The organism is Helicovermis profundi, from assembly GCF_033097505.1.
Taxonomy (GTDB): Bacteria; Bacillota; Clostridia; order Peptostreptococcales; family Acidaminobacteraceae; genus Helicovermis; species Helicovermis profundi.
On record NZ_AP028654.1, the window covers coordinates 2,607,501 to 2,634,488 of the forward strand.

The 26,988-nt window shown below is 28.2% G+C and carries 25 protein-coding genes (1 of these 25 cut by a window edge); 4 read left to right on the forward strand and 21 right to left on the reverse strand.

Annotated elements, in window-relative coordinates:
- The 7 genes from AACH12_RS11850 to mnmA all read right to left on the reverse strand — a co-directional run.
- Window positions 1-166, reverse strand: partial view of a hypothetical protein gene (locus AACH12_RS11850; RefSeq protein WP_338535597.1) — the start only. Its footprint begins 227 nt before the window's first position; the window shows 166 of its 393 coding nt (coding positions 1-166); the start codon lies at window positions 164-166; its stop codon lies off the left edge, out of view.
- Between the two features lie 89 nt (window positions 167-255).
- Window positions 256-2,319 carry an ATP-binding protein gene (locus AACH12_RS11855; RefSeq protein ID WP_338535598.1) on the reverse strand — a complete coding sequence of 688 codons (2,064 nt, stop codon included), beginning with the start codon at window positions 2,317-2,319 and terminating at the stop codon, window positions 256-258.
- Between the two features lie 89 nt (window positions 2,320-2,408).
- Window positions 2,409-3,605, reverse strand: a complete 1,197-nt coding sequence (locus AACH12_RS11860; protein WP_338535599.1) for a bifunctional chorismate mutase/prephenate dehydratase — start codon at window positions 3,603-3,605, stop codon at window positions 2,409-2,411.
- Between the two features lie 73 nt (window positions 3,606-3,678).
- Window positions 3,679-4,971, reverse strand: a complete 1,293-nt coding sequence (gene aroA / locus AACH12_RS11865; protein WP_338535600.1) for a 3-phosphoshikimate 1-carboxyvinyltransferase — start codon at window positions 4,969-4,971, stop codon at window positions 3,679-3,681.
- Between the two features lie 3 nt (window positions 4,972-4,974).
- Window positions 4,975-5,835: a prephenate dehydrogenase gene (locus AACH12_RS11870; protein ID WP_338535601.1), complete on the reverse strand. Its 861-nt coding sequence runs from the start codon at window positions 5,833-5,835 to the stop codon at window positions 4,975-4,977.
- 12 nt (window positions 5,836-5,847) lie between these two features.
- Window positions 5,848-6,864: a 3-deoxy-7-phosphoheptulonate synthase gene (aroF, locus tag AACH12_RS11875; protein ID WP_338535602.1), complete on the reverse strand. Its 1,017-nt coding sequence runs from the start codon at window positions 6,862-6,864 to the stop codon at window positions 5,848-5,850.
- Window positions 6,865-7,214: 350 nt separating this feature from the next.
- Window positions 7,215-8,312, reverse strand: coding sequence for a tRNA 2-thiouridine(34) synthase MnmA (gene mnmA, locus AACH12_RS11880; RefSeq protein ID WP_338535603.1), 1,098 nt, complete (start codon window positions 8,310-8,312; stop codon window positions 7,215-7,217).
- A gap of 196 nt (window positions 8,313-8,508) precedes the next feature.
- Between mnmA and AACH12_RS11885 the strand changes: the two genes are divergently transcribed.
- Complete coding sequence (locus AACH12_RS11885; RefSeq protein ID WP_338535604.1) at window positions 8,509-10,158, forward strand: DEAD/DEAH box helicase; 1,650 nt, start codon at window positions 8,509-8,511, stop codon at window positions 10,156-10,158.
- Between the two features lie 155 nt (window positions 10,159-10,313).
- On the forward strand, window positions 10,314-12,131 hold the full coding sequence (gene typA, locus AACH12_RS11890; protein ID WP_338535605.1) for a translational GTPase TypA: 1,818 nt from the start codon (window positions 10,314-10,316) through the stop codon (window positions 12,129-12,131).
- Between the two features lie 72 nt (window positions 12,132-12,203).
- On the opposite strand, the gene AACH12_RS11895 is transcribed toward typA, so the two are convergent.
- From AACH12_RS11895 to AACH12_RS11945, 11 genes are all read right to left on the reverse strand, one after another.
- Window positions 12,204-13,052, reverse strand: coding sequence for a PhzF family phenazine biosynthesis protein (locus tag AACH12_RS11895; protein WP_338535606.1), 849 nt, complete (start codon window positions 13,050-13,052; stop codon window positions 12,204-12,206).
- 1 nt (window position 13,053) lies between these two features.
- Window positions 13,054-13,410: a NifB/NifX family molybdenum-iron cluster-binding protein gene (locus AACH12_RS11900; RefSeq protein WP_338535607.1), complete on the reverse strand. Its 357-nt coding sequence runs from the start codon at window positions 13,408-13,410 to the stop codon at window positions 13,054-13,056.
- A gap of 124 nt (window positions 13,411-13,534) precedes the next feature.
- Entirely contained in the window at window positions 13,535-14,446 is a 912-nt protein-coding gene (locus AACH12_RS11905) for an ATP-binding protein (protein ID WP_338535608.1), read from the reverse strand.
- Window positions 14,446-15,279, reverse strand: coding sequence for an ATP-binding protein (locus AACH12_RS11910; RefSeq protein ID WP_338535609.1), 834 nt, complete (start codon window positions 15,277-15,279; stop codon window positions 14,446-14,448). The genes AACH12_RS11905 and AACH12_RS11910 overlap by 1 nt, the downstream gene beginning before the upstream one ends.
- Before the next feature lie 15 nt (window positions 15,280-15,294).
- The gene (locus tag AACH12_RS11915) at window positions 15,295-15,657 is read right to left on the reverse strand and encodes a NifB/NifX family molybdenum-iron cluster-binding protein (RefSeq protein WP_338535610.1); all 363 of its coding nucleotides are present in this window, start codon (window positions 15,655-15,657) and stop codon (window positions 15,295-15,297) included.
- A gap of 25 nt (window positions 15,658-15,682) precedes the next feature.
- Entirely contained in the window at window positions 15,683-16,495 is an 813-nt protein-coding gene (locus AACH12_RS11920; RefSeq protein WP_338535611.1) for an Mrp/NBP35 family ATP-binding protein, read from the reverse strand.
- Between the two features lie 44 nt (window positions 16,496-16,539).
- Entirely contained in the window at window positions 16,540-16,959 is a 420-nt protein-coding gene (locus AACH12_RS11925; RefSeq protein ID WP_338535612.1) for a MerR family transcriptional regulator, read from the reverse strand.
- 35 nt (window positions 16,960-16,994) lie between these two features.
- Window positions 16,995-17,360 (reverse strand): iron-sulfur cluster assembly scaffold protein, encoded by a 366-nt coding sequence (locus AACH12_RS11930; protein ID WP_338535613.1) that lies wholly within the window; start codon window positions 17,358-17,360, stop codon window positions 16,995-16,997.
- A 175-nt stretch (window positions 17,361-17,535) separates the two neighbouring features.
- A complete protein-coding gene (locus tag AACH12_RS11935) occupies window positions 17,536-18,372 on the reverse strand; it encodes a CvfB family protein (protein WP_338535614.1) in 837 nt (278 codons plus the stop codon).
- An 82-nt stretch (window positions 18,373-18,454) separates the two neighbouring features.
- Window positions 18,455-19,093, reverse strand: a complete 639-nt coding sequence (locus AACH12_RS11940) for a cyclase family protein (RefSeq protein WP_338535615.1) — start codon at window positions 19,091-19,093, stop codon at window positions 18,455-18,457.
- Between the two features lie 85 nt (window positions 19,094-19,178).
- Complete coding sequence (locus AACH12_RS11945) at window positions 19,179-20,150, reverse strand: diguanylate cyclase (RefSeq protein WP_338535616.1); 972 nt, start codon at window positions 20,148-20,150, stop codon at window positions 19,179-19,181.
- A 478-nt stretch (window positions 20,151-20,628) separates the two neighbouring features.
- On the opposite strand from AACH12_RS11945, the gene AACH12_RS11950 reads away from it, so the two are divergent.
- On the forward strand, window positions 20,629-21,969 hold the full coding sequence (locus AACH12_RS11950; RefSeq protein WP_338535617.1) for an FAD-dependent oxidoreductase: 1,341 nt from the start codon (window positions 20,629-20,631) through the stop codon (window positions 21,967-21,969).
- Between the two features lie 173 nt (window positions 21,970-22,142).
- Window positions 22,143-22,481: a thioredoxin domain-containing protein gene (locus tag AACH12_RS11955; RefSeq protein WP_338535618.1), complete on the forward strand. Its 339-nt coding sequence runs from the start codon at window positions 22,143-22,145 to the stop codon at window positions 22,479-22,481.
- Window positions 22,482-22,560: 79 nt separating this feature from the next.
- Here AACH12_RS11955 and AACH12_RS11960 read toward each other — a convergent pair whose 3' ends face one another.
- The 3 genes from AACH12_RS11960 to AACH12_RS11970 form a co-directional block, all read right to left on the reverse strand.
- Entirely contained in the window at window positions 22,561-23,745 is a 1,185-nt protein-coding gene (locus AACH12_RS11960; RefSeq protein ID WP_338535619.1) for an MFS transporter, read from the reverse strand.
- Window positions 23,735-25,102, reverse strand: a complete 1,368-nt coding sequence (locus tag AACH12_RS11965) for an MATE family efflux transporter (RefSeq protein WP_338535620.1) — start codon at window positions 25,100-25,102, stop codon at window positions 23,735-23,737. Before AACH12_RS11965 ends, AACH12_RS11960 begins: the two co-directional genes overlap by 11 nt.
- A 189-nt stretch (window positions 25,103-25,291) precedes the next feature.
- Complete coding sequence (locus tag AACH12_RS11970; protein ID WP_338535621.1) at window positions 25,292-26,986, reverse strand: sensor histidine kinase; 1,695 nt, start codon at window positions 26,984-26,986, stop codon at window positions 25,292-25,294.
- Window positions 26,987-26,988 lie beyond the last annotated feature (2 nt).

A 26,988-nucleotide genomic window follows, 5' to 3' on the forward strand; every position in this document is an offset into this window, starting at 1 on the left:
TCTTAGAAATAAGTACAATATCGCGTTTATCAAATTCTATATAAAATATACCAACAGTCAAATCATAGTATTTTAAATCATAATATATTTTACTTATAGCTGCAATTGCAGCAAGTGAAATGCTTACTTTAAAAATCTTTTTACATATCTTCATATTATTATTCACTTACATCCTCCTCAATTTAGTATTTTACACATCATCTTATTAGTATTTTACACATCATCTTAAATTATTATACACTTTAGAATATTATATTACAACTTCAAAACAATCTTAAATGAAGTACCTAAATTAATTTCGCTTTCAACTTTTATCTCTCCATGAAAAATACCCGTAATAATGTTATGAACGACATTCAATCCAAGCCCACTCGATGTAAATTTTGTATTAACCGAATAAAATGGAGTGAAGATATTCTTAAGCTCTTCTTTATTCATGCCTATTCCATCATCCGAAAACTCAATTAATAAAGAGTCATATTCTTTTTCAACTTCTATACTAATAATGCCCTCATTATTTGGAAACGCATGCTGAATTGAGTTAAATATTAAATTTTTTATAATCTGCGATAACTTAATAGGATCACTATATATATGCAAATCCTTATCACATAAAATATGAAAATTTATATTTGTATTTTTTTCATCCCTTTTAATAGAAGCAACAATTGAATTTAGATACTCTTCTACATTATAACTTATATTATTAGTTTCTATTTTTTCAACTGCTAACTCTTTAAATTTATTAATTAAATTTTTTAATATTAGCAAATTTCTTGAAAGTAATGCAGCTGAATCATTCATATTAGTTGTAAAATCTTCTAGATGTTTTTTTTTGAGTTTTGAAGAATTAAGCATATTTACTAAATCTGAAACTTCTTTTTCAATATAACTTGCCATAGTTATACAATTACCTACTGGCGTATTAATTTCATGAGCAACCCCTGATACTAAATAACCAAGCGAAGCAATTTTTTCCGATTCAGCTAATTGTAGTTTTGTATTTTTTTCCGCTTCTAGAGCACTTTCCAATTGATCGTTGCTCATCATAAGTTCCGCTTGCTGCTCTTCGAGTTGTCCAAGCGAAACTTCAAGATATTCATTTGTTTTTATAAGCTCTCGAGTTCTCTCATCTACTTTATTCTCTAAATCATTATTATGACTTCGTATTTTTTCAAAGCTTATTTTTTGCCTTATCCTCATTTTCTCAATTGAATTCGCTAAGCTACCTATTTCATCTTTCATATTCAAAAATTTTAAATCAACTCCATCATCATAATTTCCCTCTTCAATTTTTTTCACTTTAAAAATTATTTTTTCTATTGGTTTAAAAATTCTTTTACTAAAAATATATCCAGAAAAGCCCGCAATTATAATAGAAAATAAAATAATTAGTACAGCTATTTTAATAAGTTTATTAATACCTTCAAACATTTCAACTCTAGGCACCTTAATAACAAGTTTCCAGCCATTTACTAAAGTGTTATAAACAAATATATTATCTTTAGTTTCAAATACCCCACTCTTATTTAATTTTACACTATCAATAAATGCAGAATAATCATCTTTAAAAATACTTTTTACGTCAGAACCTATTTTTAGTGTGGAATGAACAATCACTTTATTATCTTTATTTAAAAGCATTGCATTTCCTGTATTATATATTTTAATTGATGAAATTTTATTTTTAATATCATTAAAATAATAATCAGAGCCTAAAACTGCAACAACTTTACCATTTACTATAAAAGGAGCAGTATATGAAATATACAGTATATCCTTATCAGCTTCAACTGTACCAATATAAGGGTCTGACCATTTAGCTTTTTTTGTGTTATAAGGTATATAATACCACGCTTTGCTTACTACATCTCCATCATAATAACTTAATGGAAATTTTTCTTGCCTTTCAACTTCACCATCATTATTCAAATCTGCAAACCAAACGTCATGTGGTCCACTTATATTTGGATCAAAAAAAGCATACGTACTATGTGATACACTTAGCTCTTGAGCGATTATTTGTACATTTGGTACTAAAAATTTTTCAAATTCATCTAAATATTTTTTATCACTATACATTTTATTTACGTTCAAATTTAATACCATTAATTGGTTTAATTCTTTTACAAGAAGTTCAACAGTTTTAAGATTAGAATTAAAATCTGCTACATATTTTTCAGAAACAGATTCAATTCTTGCATAAGAATTTTTATAAACTATTTTTTTTGATTGCGTAACAAAAAAAACTCCAATAAATATTGATGAAATAATCGATATTGTAATTACTGTAAAAATAATTTTATTTTTATATTTCATATTAGCACCACCTAAATAATACAGCCCTATAAAAATAATATACCCATTTAAATTCTAATTATCAAATAAAAAAAAGATTTATATATATTTTATAAATCTTTTTCATTATTATCGTAATTATATTCACCAAGTACTCTAAAATCAATGCATTTAGGTATTATATTGTCTATTGTAGACTTAAGTTTAAAATCCTTAAGGGAACCCTCAATATCTACATAAAACATGTACTCCCAAGGTTTATCGACAATAGGACGAGATTCCAATTTCAACAAATTAAATTCATTTATTGCAAAACTTTCTAGAACTTTATAAAGTGATCCAGATTTATGATCAACAGTAAATAATAAAGATACTTTTCTTCCATTACCTTCTATACTGTTAGCCATTAATTTATTATGTGAAATAATAATAAATTTCGTATAATTATTTTTTGCATTATTAATATTTTTTTTCAATATTTTCAAATCATATATTCTAGCACTTTTTCTTGAACCTATCGCAGCTATTTTGCCATCATTTATGTCCTTTACTTTTTTTACACTAATCGCTGTATTAAAATACGGTACTTTCTTCACACCTAATAATTCATTTAAATATTCACTTGTTTGTAAAAATGCTTGTGGATGTGAATATAATTCCTCTATATTATCAATTGAAGAATTAGAAAGACCTATTATACAATGGTTTATTCTAATAATTTTTTCCCCTACAATATTTACAGGAAATTCTTCTAATAAATCATATACTTCGTTAATGTTCCCAGTAGAAGAATTCTCAATTGGTAAAATTCCGTAACTACTTTTTTTAGTATTAACAGAAACAAAAACATCTCTAAACGATTTATAATTTTGTGACTTTACATTTTTTCCAAAAACTTCATCTAATGCTTCATGACTATAAGAACCTTTAATACCTTGAAAAGCAACTGTAATACTTTTATCTACCAAACATCCATGAGTAGTTTTTTTATCACCCTCTCTTTTATATTCAAAATTAATCAAATTTTGAATATAAGCTGATTGCTTCGCTTTAGATTGATTCATAATATACTTCATAAGTAATTCAACTTCTCTAGCAAATTCATTATTATCGTTTTTTGCCAAACTCAAATTTATCCTTTCAATAATTTCTTCTTCTCTCGAATTATTTACCACATCTAATTTGTTTTCGTATTTATATTTTGCGATTTTTACAACTATTTTTAACCTTTTTGACAATAGAACAGCAAGTTCATCATCTAAAGAGTTGATATGTTTTCTTAATTCATTTAGTTCATCATTTTTCATTTACTCACCTACCTATTTGATAACGTTTACATGCGTAAGGCATTCGTAATAATTTTACTTGTTTTAATAACATCTATTTAATAATAGTAACTTTGCATCCCGAACTTGCTAAATCATCCCAAAATTTTGGATACGATTTATTAATACACTGAGCTCCACTGATTGTTATTGGCTTTTTTGATCTTAAAGATGCTATAGCAAGGGACATAGCAATTCTATGATCATTCCAGCTTTCAACTTCTCCTCCATTTAGATATTCAACGCCACTAATAATTAAGCCGTCTTCTGTTTCAACTACATGAGCTCCAATTTTATTTAATTCTGTTGATATCGCTTTTAGTCTATCAGATTCTTTTAGTCTCAGTCTCTTAGCATTAACAATTGTAGTTTTTCCTTTGCTTAGCGAAGCTAAAACCGCTAAAATTGGAATAATATCCGGACATTCAGAACCATCAATAATCGTTCCATTTGTATCACTTTTAGCTACAATTAGTTCACTATCAGAAAAATCATACTCGCCATTCATTTTTCTAAAAATATCTAAAATTTCTTTGTCTCCTTGATTAGAATTTTTATCTAATCCTTTTATAGAAAACTTGTTACTAATTGACCCTGCAACTATCCAAAAAGCACTTTGTGAATAATCACCTTCAACAACGTAATCGTTTGCTAAATACTTTTGATTTCCTTCAATAAGGAATTTTTTATAAGCAATATTTTTAATTTTTATACCAAAACGTTTTAAAACATCAATCGTTAAATCAATGTAAGCTTTCGATTCTAAATCTCCTTCTATTTTTATTTCTGAATTACCTTCCAAAATTGGTAAAATAAACATTAACCCCGTTATAAATTGAGATGAAACATCTCCTTTTATAGAAAATATACCACTAGTAATTTTATCATCAATAGATAGTGGTAATTTACCATTATTAGAATGAAATTTAATATTTTTCTCCCTAAAAATCTTAAAATAAGGATCAAGAGGTCTTTCACTTAATTTTCCGCTACCTTTAAAAACAAATTTTCCGTTAAACATTAGAGCAAGTGGAATCATAAATCTAAGAGTAGATCCTGATTCCCTACAATCTATTTCCCCAGAATTTGATGTGAATTCTATAGCATTTTGAACAATAATTTTTTTTCTTCCTTTATATAGCGTACTTTCCTTAACCAAAAATCTTGCACCATAAATTTCAAGAGCGTTTATTGTAGCTAATATATCTTCAGAAAAATCTACATTGTCTACTATAGATTTTCCGAAAGATAATGATGCTGAAATTAAAGCTCTGTGCGTTAAACTTTTTGATGGTGGTAAATTTACACTGCCACTAATCACTGATGGTTTTATTTCAACTGAATACATTCATTACATCCTTTCACCTTTTATTAATTTAACATTTTTTTTACTTTCATTTAAAGTATCCATTAATTCATTTCTATTACCATTTTTTATTATTGACTTAATTCCTCTTAAATTTTCCTCAAACATTTCTATACTATCTATCAAATTTTCTTTGTTATCTAATATTAAATCAGTCCAAAGCATGCTATTAATATCTCCCACTCTTATTGAATCTTTAAAACTCCCACCACTAAAATTACTAATCGCTTTATAATTATATGGTGATTTTGATAAAGCACAAGCAAGAATATGGGGAAGATGACTCGTATAAGCAACCATATTATCGTGATTACTTGATTTACTAATAACTATATTTATATTCCCAATATCACTTATTATTTCAATAAGTTCATGCGTTCTTGATTCGCTTCCTTCAGTATTAACAAGTATATAGTTACTACCATCAAATAGTTTTGCGTAAGAATTATCATATCCATTAAGCTCTCTTCCAGCCATAGGATGACCGCCAATAAACGTAATGTCTCTTCTAATAATATTTTTTATACTTGATAATATTTTAGTTTTTAATCCACACGTATCAGTTATAATTGAATTCGATTTGAAATTTTTCATATTTTTTTTTATAAATTCAATAGCATCATTTGGATATAAACATATAATCGTTACATCTGATTTTTCTAGTAAATTTGTTTCTTCTACTACATTATTATGAATCACCATATCTTTATATGCTTTTTCAATCGTATTTTTATTTGTATCAATCGCATATATTTTGTATTTCTTATTTTTGCTTAGACTTTTCGCAATTGAACCACCAATTAAACCCAGTCCTACAATTGTTATATTTATAAAATCAACTTCCATATTATCACCTAACTATAGCATTATTTTATTTTCGATTTCAGCAATTTTCCTTAATTTAACCATCATTTCTTCAAATCTACTCGGCTTAATTGATTGTTCACCATCGCAAAGTGCATTTGCTGGATCATTATGAACTTCTACCATCAATCCATCTGCGCCGACTGCCATTGCGGCTTTTGCAAGTGGTTCTACCATCCACCATAAACCTGCTGCATGGCTTGGATCTACTATAACCGGTAAATGACTTTTCTTTTTTATTACTGGTATAGCACTTAAATCAATTGTATTTCTAGTATATTTTTCAAAAGTTCTAATTCCTCTTTCACATAAAATTATATTTTCATTTCCTGAAGACATTATATACTCAGCAGCCATAAGTAGTTCTTCAATAGTTGCCGACATGCCACGTTTTAATAGTATTGGCTTATTTGTCTTTCCCACTTCCTTTAACAAATCAAAATTTTGCATATTTCTAGCACCAATTTGAATTACATCAACATCCTCTACAAATCGTTCAATCATATGTGGCGACATTAATTCAGTTACAATTGGAAGTCCAGTTTCTTTTCTTGCTTTCTTAAGAAGATCTAATCCATCAAGTCCCATACCCTGAAAACTATACGGAGAAGTTCTTGGTTTAAATGCTCCTCCTCTAAGAAGGCCAGCACCACTACTTTTAACACTTTTTGCAATACTTATTATTTGATCTTCACCTTCTACCGAGCAAGGTCCTGCTATAACCGAAAAATATCCTCCACCAAATTTATTTCCACCTATATCCACGATTGTATCTTTAGGTTTAAAAAGTCTATTTACTTTTTTATAAGGTTCTTGAACAAATATTACTTTTTCAACATTTCTATTTGACTTAATTAGACTTGGATCAATTCTACTTGTATCTCCAACTAATCCTAGAATATGATAATTGCTTCCAATCACCTCACTTGTTTCACATCCAAGTTTTCTCATTTTCGCCTTAATTTTGTTAATTTCATCTTCATCAATTTCATTTTTCATTACAATAATCATTCTTAATCCCCCTTTTTGGTATAAAAAAAAGGACTCATAAATGAGTCCTTTTAAGTATCAATAGTTTTTAAATAAAACAATATTTTTCTTCATACTTTGATTTTTCTAACCCACTAAAAAAGCTTTTATATAAAATTTTGCAAAACAAAGAACCAGCGCTATAAAAATAGCTCCAGCTAAAATAAAAATATAGGTTATTTAATTTTGCACTTGCTTTACTAGTTAGATTTAACATAAAGTCTTCCTCCGAAATTTCTATAAATATAAAAAATATATTGATATGAGTATAGTTTGCTTTAAAGAATTTGTCAAGCAAAAAATTATAGGATTTAAAAATAAATTTGATTTATCTATTTAATAACATTTTCAATATATCCGCCACCTAAAATTTCATCATCTAAATAAAAAACTGCATATTGACCTTTAGATATTGCTCTTTCAGGTTTAATAAAGGTTATTAAATATTTTTTATCTTCAATTCTTCTAATTTTGGATTTTAATTTATAACCCCATTGACAAACTTTTACATCAATATATTTTTCAATTAAAAAATATTTTTCATCCGTAAAATTTACATCACTTACAACAATACTCTTAGAATAAGTATCAATATCATCGCCTAAAACCACATTATTGTTTTCAGAATTAATATCAACTACATAATATTCTCTATCAGTTAATAATCCCAAATTTCTTTTTTGTCCAATTGTAAAATTGTAAATTCCGCTATGTTTCCCTAAAATATTACCTTCAGTATCAACAAAATTTCCTATTAGAGTATCTATCTTAATCTTATTTTTTATATATTTTCTGTAATCACTATTTTTTATAAAACATATTCCTACACTATCTTTTTTTCTAGCAATATTATTACTTATATTAAGCGCAACTTTTCTAACTTCAGCTTTTGAAGTGTATTTTCCTAAAGGAAGAATTAAATGTTTTAATTGGTCTTGTGATAATTGATTCAGTAAATACCCTTGATCTTTTTCGTTACTTTTACCACTTTTAATTCTATAAACATTATTTTCTCTGTCATAATAAATATTCGCATAATGCCCCGTCGCAAGATAATATGCTCCTTTAGAAAATGCAAATTCCATAAGCTTACCATATTTTATATTCTTATTACATAAGACACATGGATTTGGTGTTCTAGCTCTAGAGTATTCTTTAATAAAACTTTCTATTATTAGTTTATTAAAATCTTTAGTAAGATCAAGAACATAATGTTCAATTTCAAGTTTTTCACATATAATTCTAGCATCATTAATAAAATCCGCTTCTATTTTATTACCATAGTCATCTTCTTCTACAAATAATTTCATTGTTACACCAATTACTTCATAACCTCTTTCTTTTAATAGATATGCACTAGCGGTTGAATCAACTCCTCCACTCATTCCAATAACTACTTTATTTCTATCTAATTTCATAACATTCTCCATAATTTTCTTCGTATTTTGTTAAATTAAATATATATCAATTCTAAAAAAAAATAAAGCAAATGTTATTGAACAGTCAATATAATCATTTTATTAAAACATTTTTTAAATATTCTGCTTGATTTTTTTTTATATTAAGTATATAATAACAAAGTTAAGCACATACAGAATCGAAATGATTCTTACGAAAGGATATAATATGAAATTTAGTGAATTAAACTTATCAACAAAATTAATGGATGCAATTGACGATTTGGGCTTTATCGGTGCTACTGAGATACAATACAAAGCTATACCTCTACTATTAGAAGGTAAAGATTTTATTGGCCAATCTCAAACTGGTTCAGGAAAAACAATAGCATTCGGAATTCCTATTATCGAGAAACTTGATCCATCTTTAAATAAAACACAGGCAATTATCTTGTGTCCAACAAGAGAACTTGCAGTTCAAGTTAAAAATGAAATCGATAAATTATTAGTACATTATAGAAACATAAGAACACTTGCCGTTTATGGTGGTGACCCTATTTCTAATCAAATTAGAAATTTAAGACGAGGTGCACACATAATAATTGGTACACCAGGAAGAGTACTTGACCATATTAATAGAGGTACTGTTAAACTTGGTAATGTAAACACTTTTGTTCTTGATGAAGCTGATGAAATGTTAAACATGGGATTCAGAGAAGATATTGAACTCGTAGCAAGCAAAATACCTGAAGATAAGCAAATGGTATTATTTTCAGCAACAATGCCAAAAAGTATTGTACAAATTGCAAAAGTTCATCAAAAAAACCCAGTACATGTAACAATTAAAAGAGAGTCATTAACAACTGAGACTATTGAACAAATGTACGTTAGTGTTCAATCAAAACACAAATTTGAAGTTCTAACTAGATTAATTGATTCTAATGAAGCTAAACTTAATTTGATTTTCTGTAATACAAAAAGAAAAGTTGACGAATTAAATGATATGCTTCAAAGCAGAGGTTATAAATGCGATAAACTTCATGGCGATTTGAATCAAACATTAAGACTTAGTGTTCTAAGCAAATTTAATCGTGGCGTTGTAAAAATTCTAATCGCTACAGACGTTGCTGCAAGAGGAATAGATATTAATGATATTGATGTAGTTTACAACTATGATCTTCCAGATAACGAAGAATATTATGTACACAGAATTGGAAGAACTGGTCGTGCTGGAAGAAAAGGTAAAACTTTTTGTTTAGTAGGAAGAAGCGAACAAAGAAAACTTCATAATATTGAAAGATATATCAAATTAAAAATAAAACAAGCGCCGATTCCTTCAGTAGAAGCTGTAAATAAAAGCAAAATAAATTCTTTCTATAATAATTTAATAGAAAAATTAGAAAGCGATAAACTTGATGATTATACAAAGATAATCGATGAATGGATAGAAAAAGGTGTTGATTTAAAAACACTTAGTGCAGCTTTACTAAAAACTCAATTTGTGCTGCAAGATCCAAAACAAAAAAGCCTTGAAGTTCCGGCAAATGAAAGACGTAGACTTTCTGGTTCAAAAAACGGAATGACAAGAATGCATATTAATATTGGTAGAAAACATAAGGTTAGAGTTGTAGATATCATTGATATTGTTTCAAAAAATAGTAATATACCTAGAAGTGCAATCGGTACAATTGACTTATTTGATAAGTATTCTTTTGTAGAAATTCCAGATAGACATACTAAAAAAGCAATACAGGCTGTTGAACAAAAAAACTTTAACGGCAAAAAATTATCTCTTGAAGTTTCAAGTTCTGTTAAGCGAACTTATTCAAGAGATCGTAAACAAACTACAAGAAGAACTTATCCAAAAACAAACAAATAATTTAATTTTGGGTATCAGGCTTTTAGTCTGATACCCAAATCATTATATTAGTAATTACTGAATTAAAAAACAGAACTTTTAATTAAGAGATAGATGTATTATAACTATATATTTATATATTATTTATGCTATTAATATAGCTAGAGGAATTTCATATGAAAAAAAAGGATATAATTAATGTAGCTGTAATTGCTCACGTTGATGCAGGAAAATCTACACTTGTAGATGCACTTCTTTCACAAAGTGGCGTTTTTAGAGAAAACGAAACTGTGGTAGATTGTGTTATGGATAGTAATGATATAGAACGCGAAAGAGGAATTACAATTTACTCAAAGAACTGTGCAATTAACCATCAAGGAGTTAAAATAAATATCGTTGATACACCAGGTCATGCTGATTTTTCTTCTGAAGTTGAGAGAATTATTAAAACTGTTGATACAGCAATTTTACTTGTAGATTCAAGTGAAGGACCAATGCCTCAAACAAGATTTGTACTTCAAAAATCGCTTGAAAGAGGACTAAAGCCAATATTATTTATCAATAAAATTGATAAAAAAGATCAAAGAGCAGAAGAAGTTGTCGATATGACTTTTGATCTTTTTGCAGATTTAAATGCTACAGAAGAACAATTAGATTTTCCAATAGTATATGGTATTGCAAAAGACGGTATTGCAAAAAGAGAAATGGAAGACGAAAGTGATGATTTAACACCACTATTTGATTTGATATTTGACCACGTTGAAAAATATCCCGATTTAGACAATGAACCACTTCAGCTTCAAGTATCATCACTTGACTATGATGATTATGTTGGAAGACTCGGAATCGGAAGAGTTACAAAAGGTATAATAAAAAAAGGTCAGCAAATTGAAATTTCAAGACGCGATGGCACTACTTCAAAAGGAAAAATTTCTAAACTAATGGTCAATGAAGGTCTAGCTAGAGTAGAAGCTACAGAAGCAGGAAGTGGTGAAATCGTTATAATTGCAGGTATCACTGATATTTCTATTGGTGAAACTATTGGAGAAGTTGGTAAACTTGACCCAATGGAACTTATAGTTATAGAAGAACCTACATTATCAATGAATTTTCTTGTTAACAATTCACCATTCTGTGGTCAAAGTGGTAAATTCTTAACGTCTAGACATATAAGAGCAAGACTTGACAAAGAACTTGAAGTAAATGTTGGTCTAAAAGTAGAAGATTTAGAAGGAAATGAAGGATTTAAAGTTTCTGGACGTGGAGAACTTCATTTATCTATACTTATAGAAAATATGAGAAGAGAAGGTTATGAGCTTAGTGTATCTAAACCAGAAGTTCTTTATAAAATGGTTGATGGAACGCTTTATGAACCATTTGAAAAAGCTATAGTTAATGTTCCTGATGAATATAGTGGTACTGTTATAAGTAAAATAAATCTTAGAAAAGGTCTTATGCAAGCAATGTCAGCAGAGGCAGGATACACTAAAGTTGAATTCTTAGTACCAACTAGAGGGCTTTTAGGATATAGAAGTGAATTTATTAATGATACAAGAGGCGAAGGAACTTTGGTTAGATCTTTTGATTCTTATCAGCCTTTCGCAGGCGATATTCCTAAAAGAAAAAATGGCGTTTTAATTTCTCAACAAAAGGGTTCATCAATGGCATATTCTTTGTTTAATCTTAGTGAAAGAGCTACAATGTTTATAGGTGCGGCCGTTCCTGTGTATGAAGGAATGATTGTTGCTATGAATAGTAGAAAAGAAGATATGGTCGTTAATGTATGTAAAAATAAAAAACTTACAAACGTTAGAGCGTCTGGTAGTGATGATGCTGTAAAACTTATAGCTGCAAAATCATTTACTCTTGAAGAAGCTTTAGAGTTTATTGAATACGATGAATTAGTTGAAATTACTCCTGAAGCTATTAGATTAAGAAAGAAAATTCTTAACTATCAAGAAAGAATGAGAGCAAATAGCAAAACAGGCAAATAAAATTAAAATATATTCAAAAAGGTGTTAAAAATCAAATGATTTTTAACACCTTTTTTATATTTAATCTATTAATTAACTTACTACTTCAGCGTATCCTCCAACCCAAACTCCACTTATATTACCTTTATCAGATATAATTTTTCCTAAAATTAGTGAAGTGTTATTCATAGATACCCCTTGTATAAATTTATATTCGTTTACTTTCTCACCCTCATACTTATATAAATACGCACTGAGTGCTCCGTTTGAAGTTCCAGTCGCTGACTCTTCATCAATATCATAAAGTGGTGCAAAATTTCTACAATAAGCAGAAATATCATCTTTAACGGAAGTACTAAACACGTGATATCCAACAGCATCAAGCTTTGAACTAATTGATTTTATTTGACTAAAATTCGGCTTGATACTATTTAACACCTCATTGTTTTTTACAGGAATCAATATATCTTTAAGACCTGTAGATACTATTTGAAGTGGATATTTATCATCCAAATCTTCTTTTTTAATGTTTAGAGAACTTACTATTTTTTCAGTATATTCACAATTAAGTTTATCAAAAAACTTAGGGCTATTTTGCTCCATTAAAATCAAATCATTTTCAATTTTAATTTTAAGGACTCCCGCTTTAGTTTCTTGCGTAAAATTTCCACTTCCAATTAATTTAAGATGTTTAAGCAAGTGAAAAGTTGCAATAGTTGCATGTCCGCAAAGATCTACTTCAGAGTTAGGTGTAAAAAATCTAACTTTAAAATCAGAAACATCAGATTTTAATACAAAAGCAGTCTCCGAAAAATTAAGTTGTTTTGCAATTTTCTGCATTTCTTCATCTGCTAAATCGTCAGAATCAAGTACAACACCCGCTAGATTGCCTCCACTTTTATCAAATGTAAATGCACTAACAGTGTAATGTTTTTTTTCCATATTAATGTCCGCCACAGTCTCCAGCATGCTCATGTTCATTACATACTGATCCTGTAGATTCAAGTTCTTCTTTAATAAACGATTCAATATTTTTATCAATTGATCCTTTAGCTCCAGTAATTACTTTAATTCCATTTTGAGCGAATATATCAATAGCTTTTCCACCCATTCCACCTGAAATAATAGTTTTTACTCCCATATCACTTAAAAATACAGGTAAATATCCTGGTTTATGACCTGGATTTGCAACATATTCCGATTTTACTTCTTCTCCATTAATTTCTACAATTTGAAATCCCTCGCAGTGTCCAAAATGTTGTGCAATATTTTCTCCCTCTTTTGTTAATGCAATTTTCATAATATATCCTCCTTAAGCTGCTATAAATTGTTATTTTCTAAACTAATTACTATAAATAATTTCCTGACTTCATAGAAAATTTTTAATTACTATAAAGTCAAGAAATTAGAAATACCGTTTTTGTTTAAGCCATTCTAAAGGTACTTTTTTCAATTTTTTCAACTTCAAAAAATTCTTTATTTAAAATATTCCATATTTTTTTAATTTCATTTCCAGCATTTGAATCACTATAGTCGACTACTGTTTTAAATTCTTCTAGCGATTTAGAAACCATTTTATCATATGGAATACTTCCAATATATTCAATATTTTCATCTTTACAATATTTTTTTATATCTTCAGTTAATTCAATATTTATATCATATTTATTTGTGCAAACAAATGTCTTCATATCCATATTTTTAGAAACTTTTACTATACGATCTAAATCAGACATACCAGAAAGTGAAGGCTCAGTAACAATTAATACTGCATCTACTCCTGTCATTGATGCAACTACAGGACATCCTATACCGGGTGAACCATCAATAATAACAATAGAATTAGGTTCAACTCTCTTGTATAAGTTTTTTCTAACTTCTGTAACTAATTTGCCAGAAGCTCCATTGCCCATTGTTAAAGTTGCTGTAGAAAAAATATTATCCTTTACTCTCGATACTTCAGTTGTCCCCGAAATACTATCTTCAAGTCTAATAGCTTTTTTACCGTCTTCGTCCATAACTGGACAAACCGCTTCACAAATTCCACAACCTTCACAAAAGAGTGGATTAACAATAAGATTTTTTATTGCATTAAACCTACAAACCTCTTCACATTTACCACACGATATACAAATATCATCATACTTAATCGCCTTTTGATAACCAACAAAAGAATTCTCAGATAGCTTTTCACCTTCATTATAAATCAAATGCATATTAGGTGCATCCACATCACAATCAGCAAAATCAACTTTATTTGCTAATTTAATTAATGAACTTGCAACAGTTGTTTTGCCAGTTCCACCTTTTCCACTAAGAACTACTAACTGTTTCATTATTTTTCACCTTCTTTAATTTGATCTAAAATATCCTTAAAAAGCTTATAATACTCTTTGTTTTCTTTTGCAATTAAGATTCCCTTTGAATTAATCAATCCAATTTTTTTATTAAAAGGAATTTTCTTAAGAATAGTTACATTATTTTCTTTTGCAAATTCTTCAACTAATCTATTAGAATCATTGTGTTTATTAATAACTATTCCACTATTTTTATTAAATATCTTTACTAATTCATAAACTAACTTAAAATTATGAATTCCAAAAACTGTTGGTTCAACAACAAAAACACAGTAATCAACATCTTTTATTGCTTCCATAACAGAACAAGAACTTCCTGGAGGTGAATCTATAATGATATCATTCGTATTATAATTTGCTTCAACAATTTCATTAATTACAGGAACCCCAGTAATTTCTCCAATATTCAAAAGACCTGTTCCGACTCTTACATTTTCAGAGTTACCGTATTCAATCTTACCAATAATTTTATCCTTTTCTGTCATTGCTCCCGTAGGGCAAACTAAGCTACATCCTCCACAAGAATGGCAAAGTTCTTCGAAAATTACAACTTTATTTTTAGCAAACGCTAGGGCATTAAAATGACATATATCAACACATTTTCTACATCCATCGCATTGCTCTTGATTGTAACTCGGAACTTTAACTTTAACTTCTTTAACTTCATCTATTATCGGTTTAAAAAATATTCTGCCATTAGGTTCCTCTACATCACAGTCTAAATAAGTCGATTCTTTTGAAACGTAAGCTAGATTTGTAGATACAAATGTTTTTCCTGTTCCACCTTTACCACTTAATACGGCAATTTTCAACTTTTTTACCTCCAATTAACCGTGCTTATGAAATCCAGAATGAATATCCGTTAATTCACTAAGTTTATTTTCATTAAATAATTTTAATGTAGTTTCAATATCTTCTCCTACTGATTTATATAATTTAACTTCACCAACTTTTAATAAGTCAAATGCATTTTGACCACATCTTGGCGCAACTAATATATCTACATCATTATCAATTAATTGTTGGGCTGCTTTTGGACCTGCTCCGCCTTGTGCTGAAGCTGCTACATTTTCAATTGCAATAAATTCACTAGTTTCACTATCAACAATAATAAATTTTTCCGCTCTAGCAAAATTATCATTTACATTTGATTTTAAATCTTCACCTGTACTTGGAAATGCAATTTTCATATTTTTCTCCTCTACATATTAATATTTATTTACCTTCTACACTATATTTTTCTTCAATGTATTTAGCTGCTTCATCAAGCGCAATATGATTGAATTTTTCTATCTCTCCATTATCACAAAGCTGAGCAATTTTAGGATCTATTGGCATTTTAGCTAATACTTTTGTTCCAAGCTCTTCAGCAATTTCATCAATTCTACTTTCACCAAATAATTTAATTTGTTTTCCACAATCTCCACATTCAACATAACTCATATTCTCAACTAAACCAATTACAGGAACATTCATTTTTTTAGCCATATTATATGCTTTTTTTACAATCATATGAACTAAATCTTGAGGAGAAGTTACTATAACTATTCCATCAACTGGTAACGATTGAAATGCCGTTAAAGCTATATCGCCAGTTCCAGGAGGCATATCCATAAACATATAATCAATATCACCCCAAATAACATCAGTCCAAAATTGTTTTAAAGTATTAGCAATAATTGGTCCTCTCCAAAGAACTGGATCTTCTTCATTTTCAAGAAGTAAATTTATACTCATAACACTAATATCATTTGAACTTCTTTCAGGAAGTACTCCATGTTCAGAACCCTGAGCTTTCCTATGTAGTCCAAACATTCTAGGAATTGATGGCCCTGTAATATCAGCATCAAGCACTCCCACTCTATAACCTTTTCTTCTCATATTTACTGCAAGCATTCCTGTAACAAGTGATTTACCTACTCCACCTTTACCGCTAACAACTCCAATTACTTTTTTAACTTGATTCATTTCATGAGTTTCAATCTTTAAATCCTGACTTTCTTTTGTTTGAAATGGTGTAGAATCCATTATTTTCATCTCCTATTTTTTTGTTTATATCATCACTAAACATTTTAGCAATTTTCACTTTGGCCACAATTAGAGCACTTTTTCTTTATATTACAACCATTGCACCACTCAGATTTATCCTTTAATACTAAACAAAAGGTATTCTCCCTTTTCCAGCAAGGTTTATGTCTATTGATTTTCTCTTTAGCATTACCCTTAGCTCCACCTTCGCAGTTATCAACATACCAACATGAATACATTTCAATGACTTGTTTCACGCCTGCAATATTAAGTTTTTTTTCTAATAACAAATACTTAATAAACTTCAACCTTTTTATATCTTCATTAGAATATTTTCTTTGGTATGATGATCTATCAGGTTTTATTAGATTATTTTTTTCCCACACTCTAAGAGTTTCTGGATGTTCATTAATCAATTTTGCAACTAACCCTATAGAATATATATCATCTTTTTTTTCAAACATAAAACACCTCCAAAAGAAAATTAACTCTCTTTATGCTATTTTTTTTTTCTATAATCATCAATCGCCATTCTTAAAGCAGTAACTCCCAAATTTGAGCAATGATACTTAGCTTCAGGAAGACCTTCTAATTCATTTATTACATCTTCGTCTTCAATTTTAAGCGCTTCCTCGATTGTTTTTCCAATTGCAAGCACTGAGGTAACACTACTTGTTGCAATTGCAGATGCACATCCATAAACAAGATACTTTAAATCTACAATTATATCATCCTCAACTCTAATAAATAATTCTAGATTATCACCACAACCAGGATCACCTACTGCTGCTTCTCCATCCGGATCTATTATTTTACCAATATTTTTAGGTGCTAAAAAATGTTTAAACACAACTTCTGAATACAATTTATCATCCCCTTTTTGCTTCGATAATATTATATATCTTACAAAGCAAAACTTCAACAATTTTATTGAAGTTTCGTCTACTAAGAATACTACTAATTTATGAATAAAATATAAACAAGCTGCTTATATAATAATTAATATTAATTATTATATAAGCAGCTTTATTTTTTAACACTTAAAGACTCTGTATTCCATTGTCTTTAAATTCAATTTTATTTTCTTTTAATAATCTTCCAACTACTTTTTTAAAGGCTCTTTTACTCATTTTAAATTCTTTATTTATAATTTCTTTATCAGTTTTATCGTTATATGGTAAAAACCCATTGTTTTCAACTAACTTTTCAACTACTATTTTGTAATCGTTTTCAATTTGTAAATGTGATTTTTCTCTTACAGAAATGTCAAGTTTACCATCATTTCTTACATTTGTAACCCTAGCTTCAAGCAAATCTCCTACCTTAACATCACCATATATTTCCCTTTTAGGAATCATTCCATGATACTTATTGTCTATGGCAACAAAAATGCCCATATCATCTTTTATCTGATAGGCTACTCCCTTAACCAAGTCTCCAGTTTTATAAGGCGCATTCATTTCAAGAATATTATAAAGTTTTGCAGTTGCACATAGTCTTCCACTTTTATCAACATACATTTTTACCACGCATTTATCATCTTTTTTTACTTCAATTATTTGCTCTTTAAATGGTAATAGAAGATTTTTACCAAGACCCCAATCTAAAAATGCTCCAACTTTATTAATATCAACTACTTCTAATACTTCTATTTCACCCAACTTAATTAGTGGCTTTTTTCTTGTTGCAATTAGTCTATCTTTTGAATCTCTATAGATAAAAACATCTAATAAATATCCTAATTCAACATCCTTTGGAACTTCTGATTTAGGCAAAAATACGCTATCTAGTCCACCTTCACCTTTTTCATTTAAATATACTCCAATATCTTTAATATTTACAACTTCAAGATTATAAAACTTACCAACTTCTATCATACTACCCCTTTCACTAAAATTTATGTCTTAGTTTTAAGACTAAAATCCTTAATTAATATTCCATAACTGTTTATCTAACTCACTAATCTAAACACTTCGCATACGCTCTAACTAAAGAACCATTTGCATTTTCTATATTTATTGGAGCACCATAAAAAACAACGTTTCTCCCAATTATTGTATTCAACTTTGTTAAATTTTCTATTATAATAATTTCTTTGGACAACAAGACTTTGTGATTATAAAAATCCTCTGAATCAATAGAATCTACTGAAATAAAATCAATTCCAATACCTTTTATATTAAATGAACTTATAAATTGGATTGCTTCTTTACTAAACAATGGATAATTTTTAAAATATGCATCCGTATTCCATAACTTATCATATCCTGAATAAAACAAAATGAAATCATTTGTATTCAGTTTATCCACAAATTGTTTAATAAATTCAAGGCTTATACACTTGTCATAAAATCCACTAACATCAATAGTATACGCATTTCCAATAAATTTATCCATTAAAAATTCATCTAAACTTTTACCGTTTTCTACAATATGACTTGGTGAATCTATATGAGTTCCTATATGTGAATAAAAAGAATATAAAGTTTCTCTAAATCCATCCTCTTTAATTTTATAAATCTCATTTATTATAGGACTCGGAGTACCTGGATACACACTAATAGTGCTTGAAACCAAATGAGTTAAATCTATATACATTATTTTATTCCTCCACTTAATTTTATCATTATTGTTCTTAAAAATATATAATGAATAATAAAAAACTCCTTAATATTAAGGAGTTTTAAACAATGTATTGTGTTACTACTTTATCCCGTCCAGTATTTTTTGCCAAATAAAGCGCATTATCTGCAAATACAAGCATTTGTTTTAAAGAATTAACACTTTCATTCTTTTCAACTACCCCTATACTTGCTGTAACTTTCACTTCGTCCTCACTAGTCAATATACTAATTTTTTTAATTTTCCTTCTAATTAATTGAGCTTTTTTTTCTGCTTTATTTACATCTTCACCGTAAACAGCAATTGCAAATTCTTCTCCACCAATTCTACCTGTAATTGTATTGTCACTGTTTTGTGTTTTAAGAACTCTTCCAATTTCATTTAAAACTTGATCTCCAATATGATGTCCATATGTATCATTAACTTTTTTAAAATAATCAATATCTAAAATCATCATTGAAAGTTTATCATTATTTATAAGTGATTTTCCAAAAAAATTATTTGCCTTTTCCATAAAATATCTTCTATTATGAATTTCCGTTAGTGTATCAACAGTTGCTAGCCTATGTAGCATTTTTTCCGTTTCTTTTCTAACTTTTATTTCTTCTTTTAACATATTGTTCTTTTCTTCTAATTGGCGCTGAACTTCTCTTATTGTCACATGCGCCTTAACTCTATTAAGAAGTTCAAATTCATTAAATGGTTTTTTTATATAGTCTACTGCACCAAGTTCAAACCCTTTAATTAAATCTTTTGTTCCATTCTTTGAAGTTAAAAACATTACTGGAATACTACTAACATGTTCATTTTGCTTTAAAATAGAACAAAGTTCATAACCATCCAAACCAGGCATAATAACATCTAATAGGATTAAATCAATTTTTGTATGATTAATGTTTATATAATTTAGAGCTTCCTTTGAATCCAAAAATGACATAACATTATATTTGTTTTTCTTTAACAAGTCACAAATAGATAAAATATTAAATTTACTGTCATCAACAACAACAATCGTTCCGTTTAATTTAGTCATATAAAATCCTCTTCACAATTTAATGCACACATTAGTAACTCTATACTCAATATATAATATTTCAAATAATAATTCAACAAAAATATAGAATTTTATATGAAATCTTAAAGTTTAGATGCTACCTTTTTAAATAAATGAATTTCTTGGATTCAGAGGGAGTTTTTACTCCCACTTAATCTTAGAAAACACAATCCAGGGTCTTTTTAGAGTTCTAATCCCCCACTTTTTTAAGAAGTGGGGGATTAGAACTCTAAGGCATCGGATAAAACAAGTTAATTAATTAACTTATGCCAATTACAGTTTTTGCATTGACAATGATAATTATTCGCAGTATACTTTTTGTGTTGTAGTTTTTAAATATTTAAATAAATATTTTTTAGTAATTTCGATTGTTAAAAATACTACTTTACTATTGCAGCATTTATTAAATATTTAGAGTCTATAATATCGAATAATTAAACTTTATAGGAGGATTTATATGAAACATGTAGTAGTAGTTGGCGGAGGAGTTGCAGCAAAAGGATTTTTATCTTCAGCAGTAGCAATTCATAGTGATGTTAAATATACTTTTATTAGAAAAACTGAATTTGGTCCTGTTCCATGTGGAATTCCATATGCATTTGGAACTTTAGATTCACCAATGGATAATATTTCACCAGATACTGGCATTTTAAAGGGTGGAGCTGAACTAATTATAGACGAGGTAATTGAAATTGATTCTAAAGAAAAAAATATTACTTTAAAAAGTAATAAAAAACTAAATTATGATAAATTAGTAATGGCAGTCGGTTCAGAGCCTATTGTACCACCATTTCCAGGACTCGAATTAGAAAATATTTTAACAATAGAAAAAGACTTAAATGTTGTTACTAAACAAAAGGAAATCATTAAAAACTCTAAAAATATTGTTATTGTTGGTGGTGGATTTATTGGTGTTGAATTAGCTGATGAAATAAAGAACTTCGAAGGAAAGAATGTTACTATTATAGAACTTGCTAGAAATGTATTATCTGCAGCATTCGACGTAAAATACTGCCAGGCAGTAGAAGATATTTTAAAACATAAAAATATCAATGTAATAACTAAACTTGGTGTATCTGAATTTAAAGGTAATGGTAAAGTTGAAGAAGTTGTTCTAAGTAACGGACAAATAGTTGCTGCTGATATGGTATTTTTATCGATCGGTGCAAAGCCATTAATCAAACTTGGAGAAATGGCGGGCCTTGAAACAAATCCACGTGCTGGAATAATCACAGATGCATATGGCTACACTTCAAATTCTGATATTCTTGCAATTGGTGACTGTTCTTCAAAAATTGATTTTTTTAGCGGAAAAGGCAGTGGAATTAAACTTGCTTCTGTTGCTGCAAGAGAAGGTAGAATCGCGGCTCTTAACTTATTTGGAAAAGTTATGCCAGAATCACCACTTGGAGTAACTAGTCTTTTTTCAACATGTGTTCATGGTGAATATTTTGCAGCAACTGGAATGACAATTGAACAATTAGAAAAAAGTAATACGCTATTTAATACAGTTGATATCACTACAGTAGATAAACACCCAACTACTTTACCAAATGCAAAGAAAATTGAGGGAACATTTATATTTGCTAAGGAAACAAATATTATCCTTGGAGCTCAATTAAAAGGTAGTGTTCAAGTTGCAGAATTAATTAATTTCTTAGGTTATGCAGTTCAAAACAAAGCAAGCGCATATGAATTATATACACTTAATTATGCATCTCACCCAATGGGAACACCTTCACCAAATAAAACTATTGCACATATGGCTGCAACTGCCTTATTAAAGAAAATCAAATAGTAGATTAATATATCGAACTCTAGAAAAATCTTATAAAAATATAAGATTTTTCTTTTGTTTATATTATCTTTGATATTAAAATAACAATTTTTGACAAAATTAATTTTACGTTGTATATTAATAACATTGATAATCACTTTCAATAGTGAAATAAAAAGGAAAGAGGGAAAAAAATGTTAACAACTAATTTAGAACACATTAATTCGGAAGAAGAATTACAAAAGACTATATCTGCAAATGAAAATGTAATGGTATGCTGTGGAAGAATGGGACCAATGTGCTTACCTGTTTATGCAGCTATGGATGAAATCAAAGATGAATACCCTAATGTGGTATTTAAAGATATGGCTTTTGATTTACCTGATGCAAAAGTTATAAGAAGTTTACCTGAATGTAGGAATTTTAGAGGACTACCTTTTACTATCTACTACAAAAATGGAAAAGTTGTAAAAGCAACTGCAAGTATTCAATCAAATGAACAAATAAAAACAATTCTCGACTCTGAATTTTAGTATTAATTTATAGTCAAAATTAAAAACCAAAAAAAATCATTAACCTACTAAATATTTTAAATAGGTTAATGATTTTTTATTATTTTGCAATACTTTCATTAAGTTTATCTTCATCAAGTTTTTTAGGAAGTAAAACACTAAGTAGAATTAAGATAAAAACAGGAAGTAAAATAAATTTTATAGCGTAATTCAAGTTAAAAATATCTGCAAATTTACCAAGGATTAATAAACCAAGTCCACTAAGACCAGTTGCAAGACCTGCAACAAATCCATAACCTGTATTAACGTTTTTAGGAAAAAGTTCATGAGACATAACAACAGTAGATGTATTAGTAATACTTAGTGACATTCCAAGCATTGCAAAAGATGCGAATGCTAATATACCCGAAGAAAAAGCAAATACTGTAAAGAGTGATCCTGCTATTATATTGAAAAATACTAAAGTTCTTCTACTACCAAACTTATCGTTTAATACTCCACCAAAAAGTGTTCCACCAGCTGCCAAAAATAAATGAATAGTTAAAAGTAAAGTTGCAAGGCTTAAAGAAGTTCCTTTAGCAAGAAGTATTTGAATGCCAAATGCAACTCCAACTCTCCTAATAAATGATCTATTCATTGAAATAATAACCAAAACTGACATTATTCTTTTAGCATATGAGCTAATTATATATTTGGATTCTTTAATTTGTTTCTTTTCTTTTTTAGATATAAATTCAATATCTTGTACTCTTGTTAAATACATAAATAAAGCAATAATAAAACCAGGAATCATAAAATATGTTAAACTACTTAATCCATACGTTTTAATCAAAGGTATGGAAATCATAGGAGAAACTGCACCAGCCAAGGTACCGAGAGTCATAAATACAGATAACATTTTCCCTTTTGATTCATTTCCAATATTAATTACTGTTGAAGATGCTAATGGATGAAATAATGCTGACGCTGTTGCTCCAAGTCCAACTACAACAAGTAATAAATAATAATTATTTATTAGTCCCGTAATATTCATCCAAAACGAAATCCAAACAAGTGATAAAATAATAAAATATGTTTTCCCTTTTTTATCAACTATATTTCCAACAATTGGCTGAGTCAAGTTTCCAAATGCCATAATTACAAATACCAATAGTCCTTGCATAGTTAAGCTAAGTCCAAATTTTTCAGCAAAAATAAATGAAATTGGTGCTATTAAACTCATATAAAAATCATTCATAAAATGTGCTGCCGATATACTAAGTAATTTTGAAAATCTATTTTGCATTAATTCTACCTCCCTTAAAAAAATAATTCTCATTAATTTTTTTATACATCATAATCATAAATATTACAAGTAAAGTCCCCTTTATAACAGAACTCATAGTTATTGTCCACCAAATTCCTTGTATTCCTAATAGATTGCTTCTTGAAAGTATATATGCAAAAGGGACTCTAAGCCCTGTAAAAACAATACTAATCACTGCAGGAGTTATTGTTTTTCCAAGTCCATTAAAAGCACCAGATAGAGTTATCTCAAGACACATAAATAATTGAGATATAGCTATTATTTGTAGATAGATAGTTCCAATAGAAAGAGTTGGCTCTTCATTTATAAATATCATAAATACATATTTAGCAAATAAAAATAATACTAACGATATAACAATGCCATAGCCCGCCATAATTTTTGCTGAAAACTTTATTCCGCTTCTAACTCTATCATACATCTTAGCACCAAAGTTTTGTCCTGTGAATGTGCTAAGAGCAACAGAAAAACCAGTAGCGGTCATATAAGACAGAGCTTCTACTTGCGTACCAACTTTTTGAGCAGCTATTGCAGACGGTCCAAATGATGCTACAACTTTTGCTATAAACATAGCAAAAACTGTAAAAGATGCACTTTGAAGAGAAACCGGAAATCCTATTTTAAAAATTTTATAGAAATATTCTTTACTAACTTTTCTTTCAAAAGCAAATCCTCCAAAAGGAATTTTTTTAATAAATAAACTTCTTATCATAATAATACTAACTATAACCTGAGATATTACAGTTGCAATCGCAGCGCCTGATACTCCTAAATTAAAAACAAATATAAATATAGGATCTAAAACAATATTCAAAACTAATCCAATTGAATTAATTTTAAAAGGAGTTTTACTATTTCCTGAACCATTATATATACTTGAAATAATTGGATTAATAAAACTTGAAACAATTCCAATTGAAATAATCATTAAATAATTTCTAGCTTTTGTATTTACTAAAGTATCATTAATGTTAAAAAAACCAATAAGGTCTTTATTGAATATTAATAAAATAAGAGCGTAAATAATAGCTAAAACTAAACTCATTCTTAATGCCATATTAGAATACATATTTGCATTTTTATATTTTTTTGCCCCTATTGACTGTGATACATTAACTTCTGTTCCAGTTTGAGCAAGCCTAATTAAAGACATACTGAGCCACAAATAAAATCCTGCTGTTCCAACAGCAGCAACTGATTTGCTACCAAGTTTTCCAATCCAAATCATATCAACTAAATTATAAGCCATTTGCAAAAATGATGTTCCCATTATAGGGAGTGCTAAATGTAAAATTGTAGTTGAAACCTTACCATTAGTTAAATTTATTTTCTTCATAGTTCTCCCTATTACTCTAAATGGACTAATTTTTTACATATAAATTTTTTTCTATATCCAACTACACACATTCTATAGTATTTTTCTTTTATTAACAACATATACTTCAATATAAAAGAAGATATTTAACATTGCATTAAATATCTTCTTTTATATTGAAAATAATTATCTAGCTATAAAACTAAGAAATCATTTATCTACAATTTTATCAGGGAAAATAATTTCAAAATGTACCCCCTTACCTTCATTATCCACTAGTTTTATTGTACCCTTTAACTTTTGATTAACCAAATTAAATACAATATGCATACCGAGTCCTATATTACCTTCATTTCGTCTGGTTGTAAAAAAAGGGTTGAAAATTTTATCTTTATACTGAGAATCAATACCTTTACCATTATCATAAAAATCAATAATAATATTTTTATTTAAACGCCTTATTTTTATAAAAATCTTTCCATTAACTTTGTTATCAAAACCGTGAGATATGCTATTTGTAATAAGATTCGTAATAATTTGTGAAATAATTCCTGGATAAGTTTCGAAAACAAGATTATTTTCTATATCTATATCGACTTTGCACCCATTTTTTTCTACAATTGGAGAAAGAGCATTAATTATTTTATTAATGTAATCTTTAATATTTATTACTCTTTTTTCCTCCGTATTTTGATCAGTTGACAACCTTTTAAAACCTACAACCAATTTTGAAGTTTTTTCTAAATTAGTTTGCATAATTTCTGTTGAATCAACAATATCTCTAATATAATCACTTAATTCCGATTTTTTCAAATTTTTCTCACAAAAGTTCTTGTTTATCTTTGAACTAATATCTTCCATATAAGAATTTAATGTTATACATATACCAAGAGGTGTATTCATTTCATGGGCAACTCCAGCAACAAGTTCACCAAGCGCTGCTAATTTTTCTCTTATTATTAATTCTTTCTGAGTTAATTTTAGTTCACTCAAGGATTTTTCTAAATTCGCATTTACTATATTAATATCTTTTGTTCTTTCATCAACTAATTTTTTTAATTTAATGTTAGATATAAGAATATTATTTATTGAATACGAAATTATAATACTAAATATTAATCCTAAAATTATTAAGAAATAAAAAATAGTAGTTTTTCCATTATAGCCATCTTTGAATTCGGCAGAAATTTTCCACATTCCAGTTTCAACATTTACTTTCGTTTCAATAGGAGTTTCTTTGAAACTAGAGACATTAGAATAAATGACACTTTCCAAATTTTCATTATTTTGAATTTGTTCAATTTTAATATTATTTTTTTTTGAAAACTCACTTATTCCGCTAATATTAAGCATTTCATTATATTTTATTACTAAAGAAAGTTGTCCCCAATATGTTCCGTCACTTAAAACAATAGGCATTCTATTAATTAATCCTTTTCCGCCCTGGACTAAATCAACAGGACCAACAAGCATACTTATTTTTTGGTTTTTAATCTTTAAAATATCTTCACTTTGTGAATCAACTTTAGCCAAATCAATGCCAATCGCATTTTCATTGCCTTTTAGAGGATAAACAAATTTAATTGTAGTACCTTTTACTAATGTTAAATGACTTATAATTTTATCACTTTTTGGAAGTAAGTTCTTTGAAAACTCATTAAACTCATTTTGATTTATATCTGGATTCATTTTTACATATGCAATAAGACCTCTTGCATTTCTAATACTTTGATTTACAGCCTGATTCACCTTTGCACTCAAAGTAAGCATTTGATTTTGAAGTAAACGTTTTTGCTCTGCAATAGATCTTTTATATTCAATATTTGCAGAATACAAAAACATACCTAGTATAAAAACAAAAGCAGTTGCAACAATTAAAATTCTTCTTTTATTTTGAATTTTCATTG

Coding starts and splice junctions, on each gene's coding strand:
- AACH12_RS11945 (WP_338535616.1), bottom strand. CDS start 20,150: ATGACTAAATTAAACGGAACGATTGTTGTTGTTGATGACAGTAAATTT.
- AACH12_RS11895 (WP_338535606.1), bottom strand. CDS start 13,052: ATGGAAAAAAAACATTACACTGTTAGTGCATTTACATTTGATAAAAGT.
- aroF (WP_338535602.1), bottom strand. CDS start 6,864: ATGATTATTGTAATGAAAAATGAAATTGATGAAGATGAAATTAACAAA.
- AACH12_RS11885 (WP_338535604.1), top strand. CDS start 8,509: ATGAAATTTAGTGAATTAAACTTATCAACAAAATTAATGGATGCAATT.
- AACH12_RS11955 (WP_338535618.1), top strand. CDS start 22,143: ATGTTAACAACTAATTTAGAACACATTAATTCGGAAGAAGAATTACAA.
- AACH12_RS11950 (WP_338535617.1), top strand. CDS start 20,629: ATGAAACATGTAGTAGTAGTTGGCGGAGGAGTTGCAGCAAAAGGATTT.
- AACH12_RS11925 (WP_338535612.1), bottom strand. CDS start 16,959: ATGTTTGAAAAAAAAGATGATATATATTCTATAGGGTTAGTTGCAAAA.
- AACH12_RS11920 (WP_338535611.1), bottom strand. CDS start 16,495: ATGGATTCTACACCATTTCAAACAAAAGAAAGTCAGGATTTAAAGATT.
- typA (WP_338535605.1), top strand. CDS start 10,314: ATGAAAAAAAAGGATATAATTAATGTAGCTGTAATTGCTCACGTTGAT.
- AACH12_RS11860 (WP_338535599.1), bottom strand. CDS start 3,605: ATGAAAAATGATGAACTAAATGAATTAAGAAAACATATCAACTCTTTA.
- AACH12_RS11900 (WP_338535607.1), bottom strand. CDS start 13,410: ATGAAAATTGCATTAACAAAAGAGGGAGAAAATATTGCACAACATTTT.
- AACH12_RS11940 (WP_338535615.1), bottom strand. CDS start 19,093: ATGTATATAGATTTAACTCATTTGGTTTCAAGCACTATTAGTGTGTAT.
- AACH12_RS11905 (WP_338535608.1), bottom strand. CDS start 14,446: ATGAAACAGTTAGTAGTTCTTAGTGGAAAAGGTGGAACTGGCAAAACA.
- AACH12_RS11970 (WP_338535621.1), bottom strand. CDS start 26,986: ATGAAAATTCAAAATAAAAGAAGAATTTTAATTGTTGCAACTGCTTTT.
- AACH12_RS11965 (WP_338535620.1), bottom strand. CDS start 25,102: ATGAAGAAAATAAATTTAACTAATGGTAAGGTTTCAACTACAATTTTA.
- AACH12_RS11935 (WP_338535614.1), bottom strand. CDS start 18,372: ATGATAGAAGTTGGTAAGTTTTATAATCTTGAAGTTGTAAATATTAAA.
- AACH12_RS11870 (WP_338535601.1), bottom strand. CDS start 5,835: ATGGAAGTTGATTTTATAAATATAACAATTGTAGGACTGGGTTTAATT.
- mnmA (WP_338535603.1), bottom strand. CDS start 8,312: ATGGAGAATGTTATGAAATTAGATAGAAATAAAGTAGTTATTGGAATG.
- AACH12_RS11960 (WP_338535619.1), bottom strand. CDS start 23,745: ATGCAAAATAGATTTTCAAAATTACTTAGTATATCGGCAGCACATTTT.
- aroA (WP_338535600.1), bottom strand. CDS start 4,971: ATGTATTCAGTTGAAATAAAACCATCAGTGATTAGTGGCAGTGTAAAT.
- AACH12_RS11915 (WP_338535610.1), bottom strand. CDS start 15,657: ATGAAAATTGCATTTCCAAGTACAGGTGAAGATTTAAAATCAAATGTA.
- AACH12_RS11855 (WP_338535598.1), bottom strand. CDS start 2,319: ATGAAATATAAAAATAAAATTATTTTTACAGTAATTACAATATCGATT.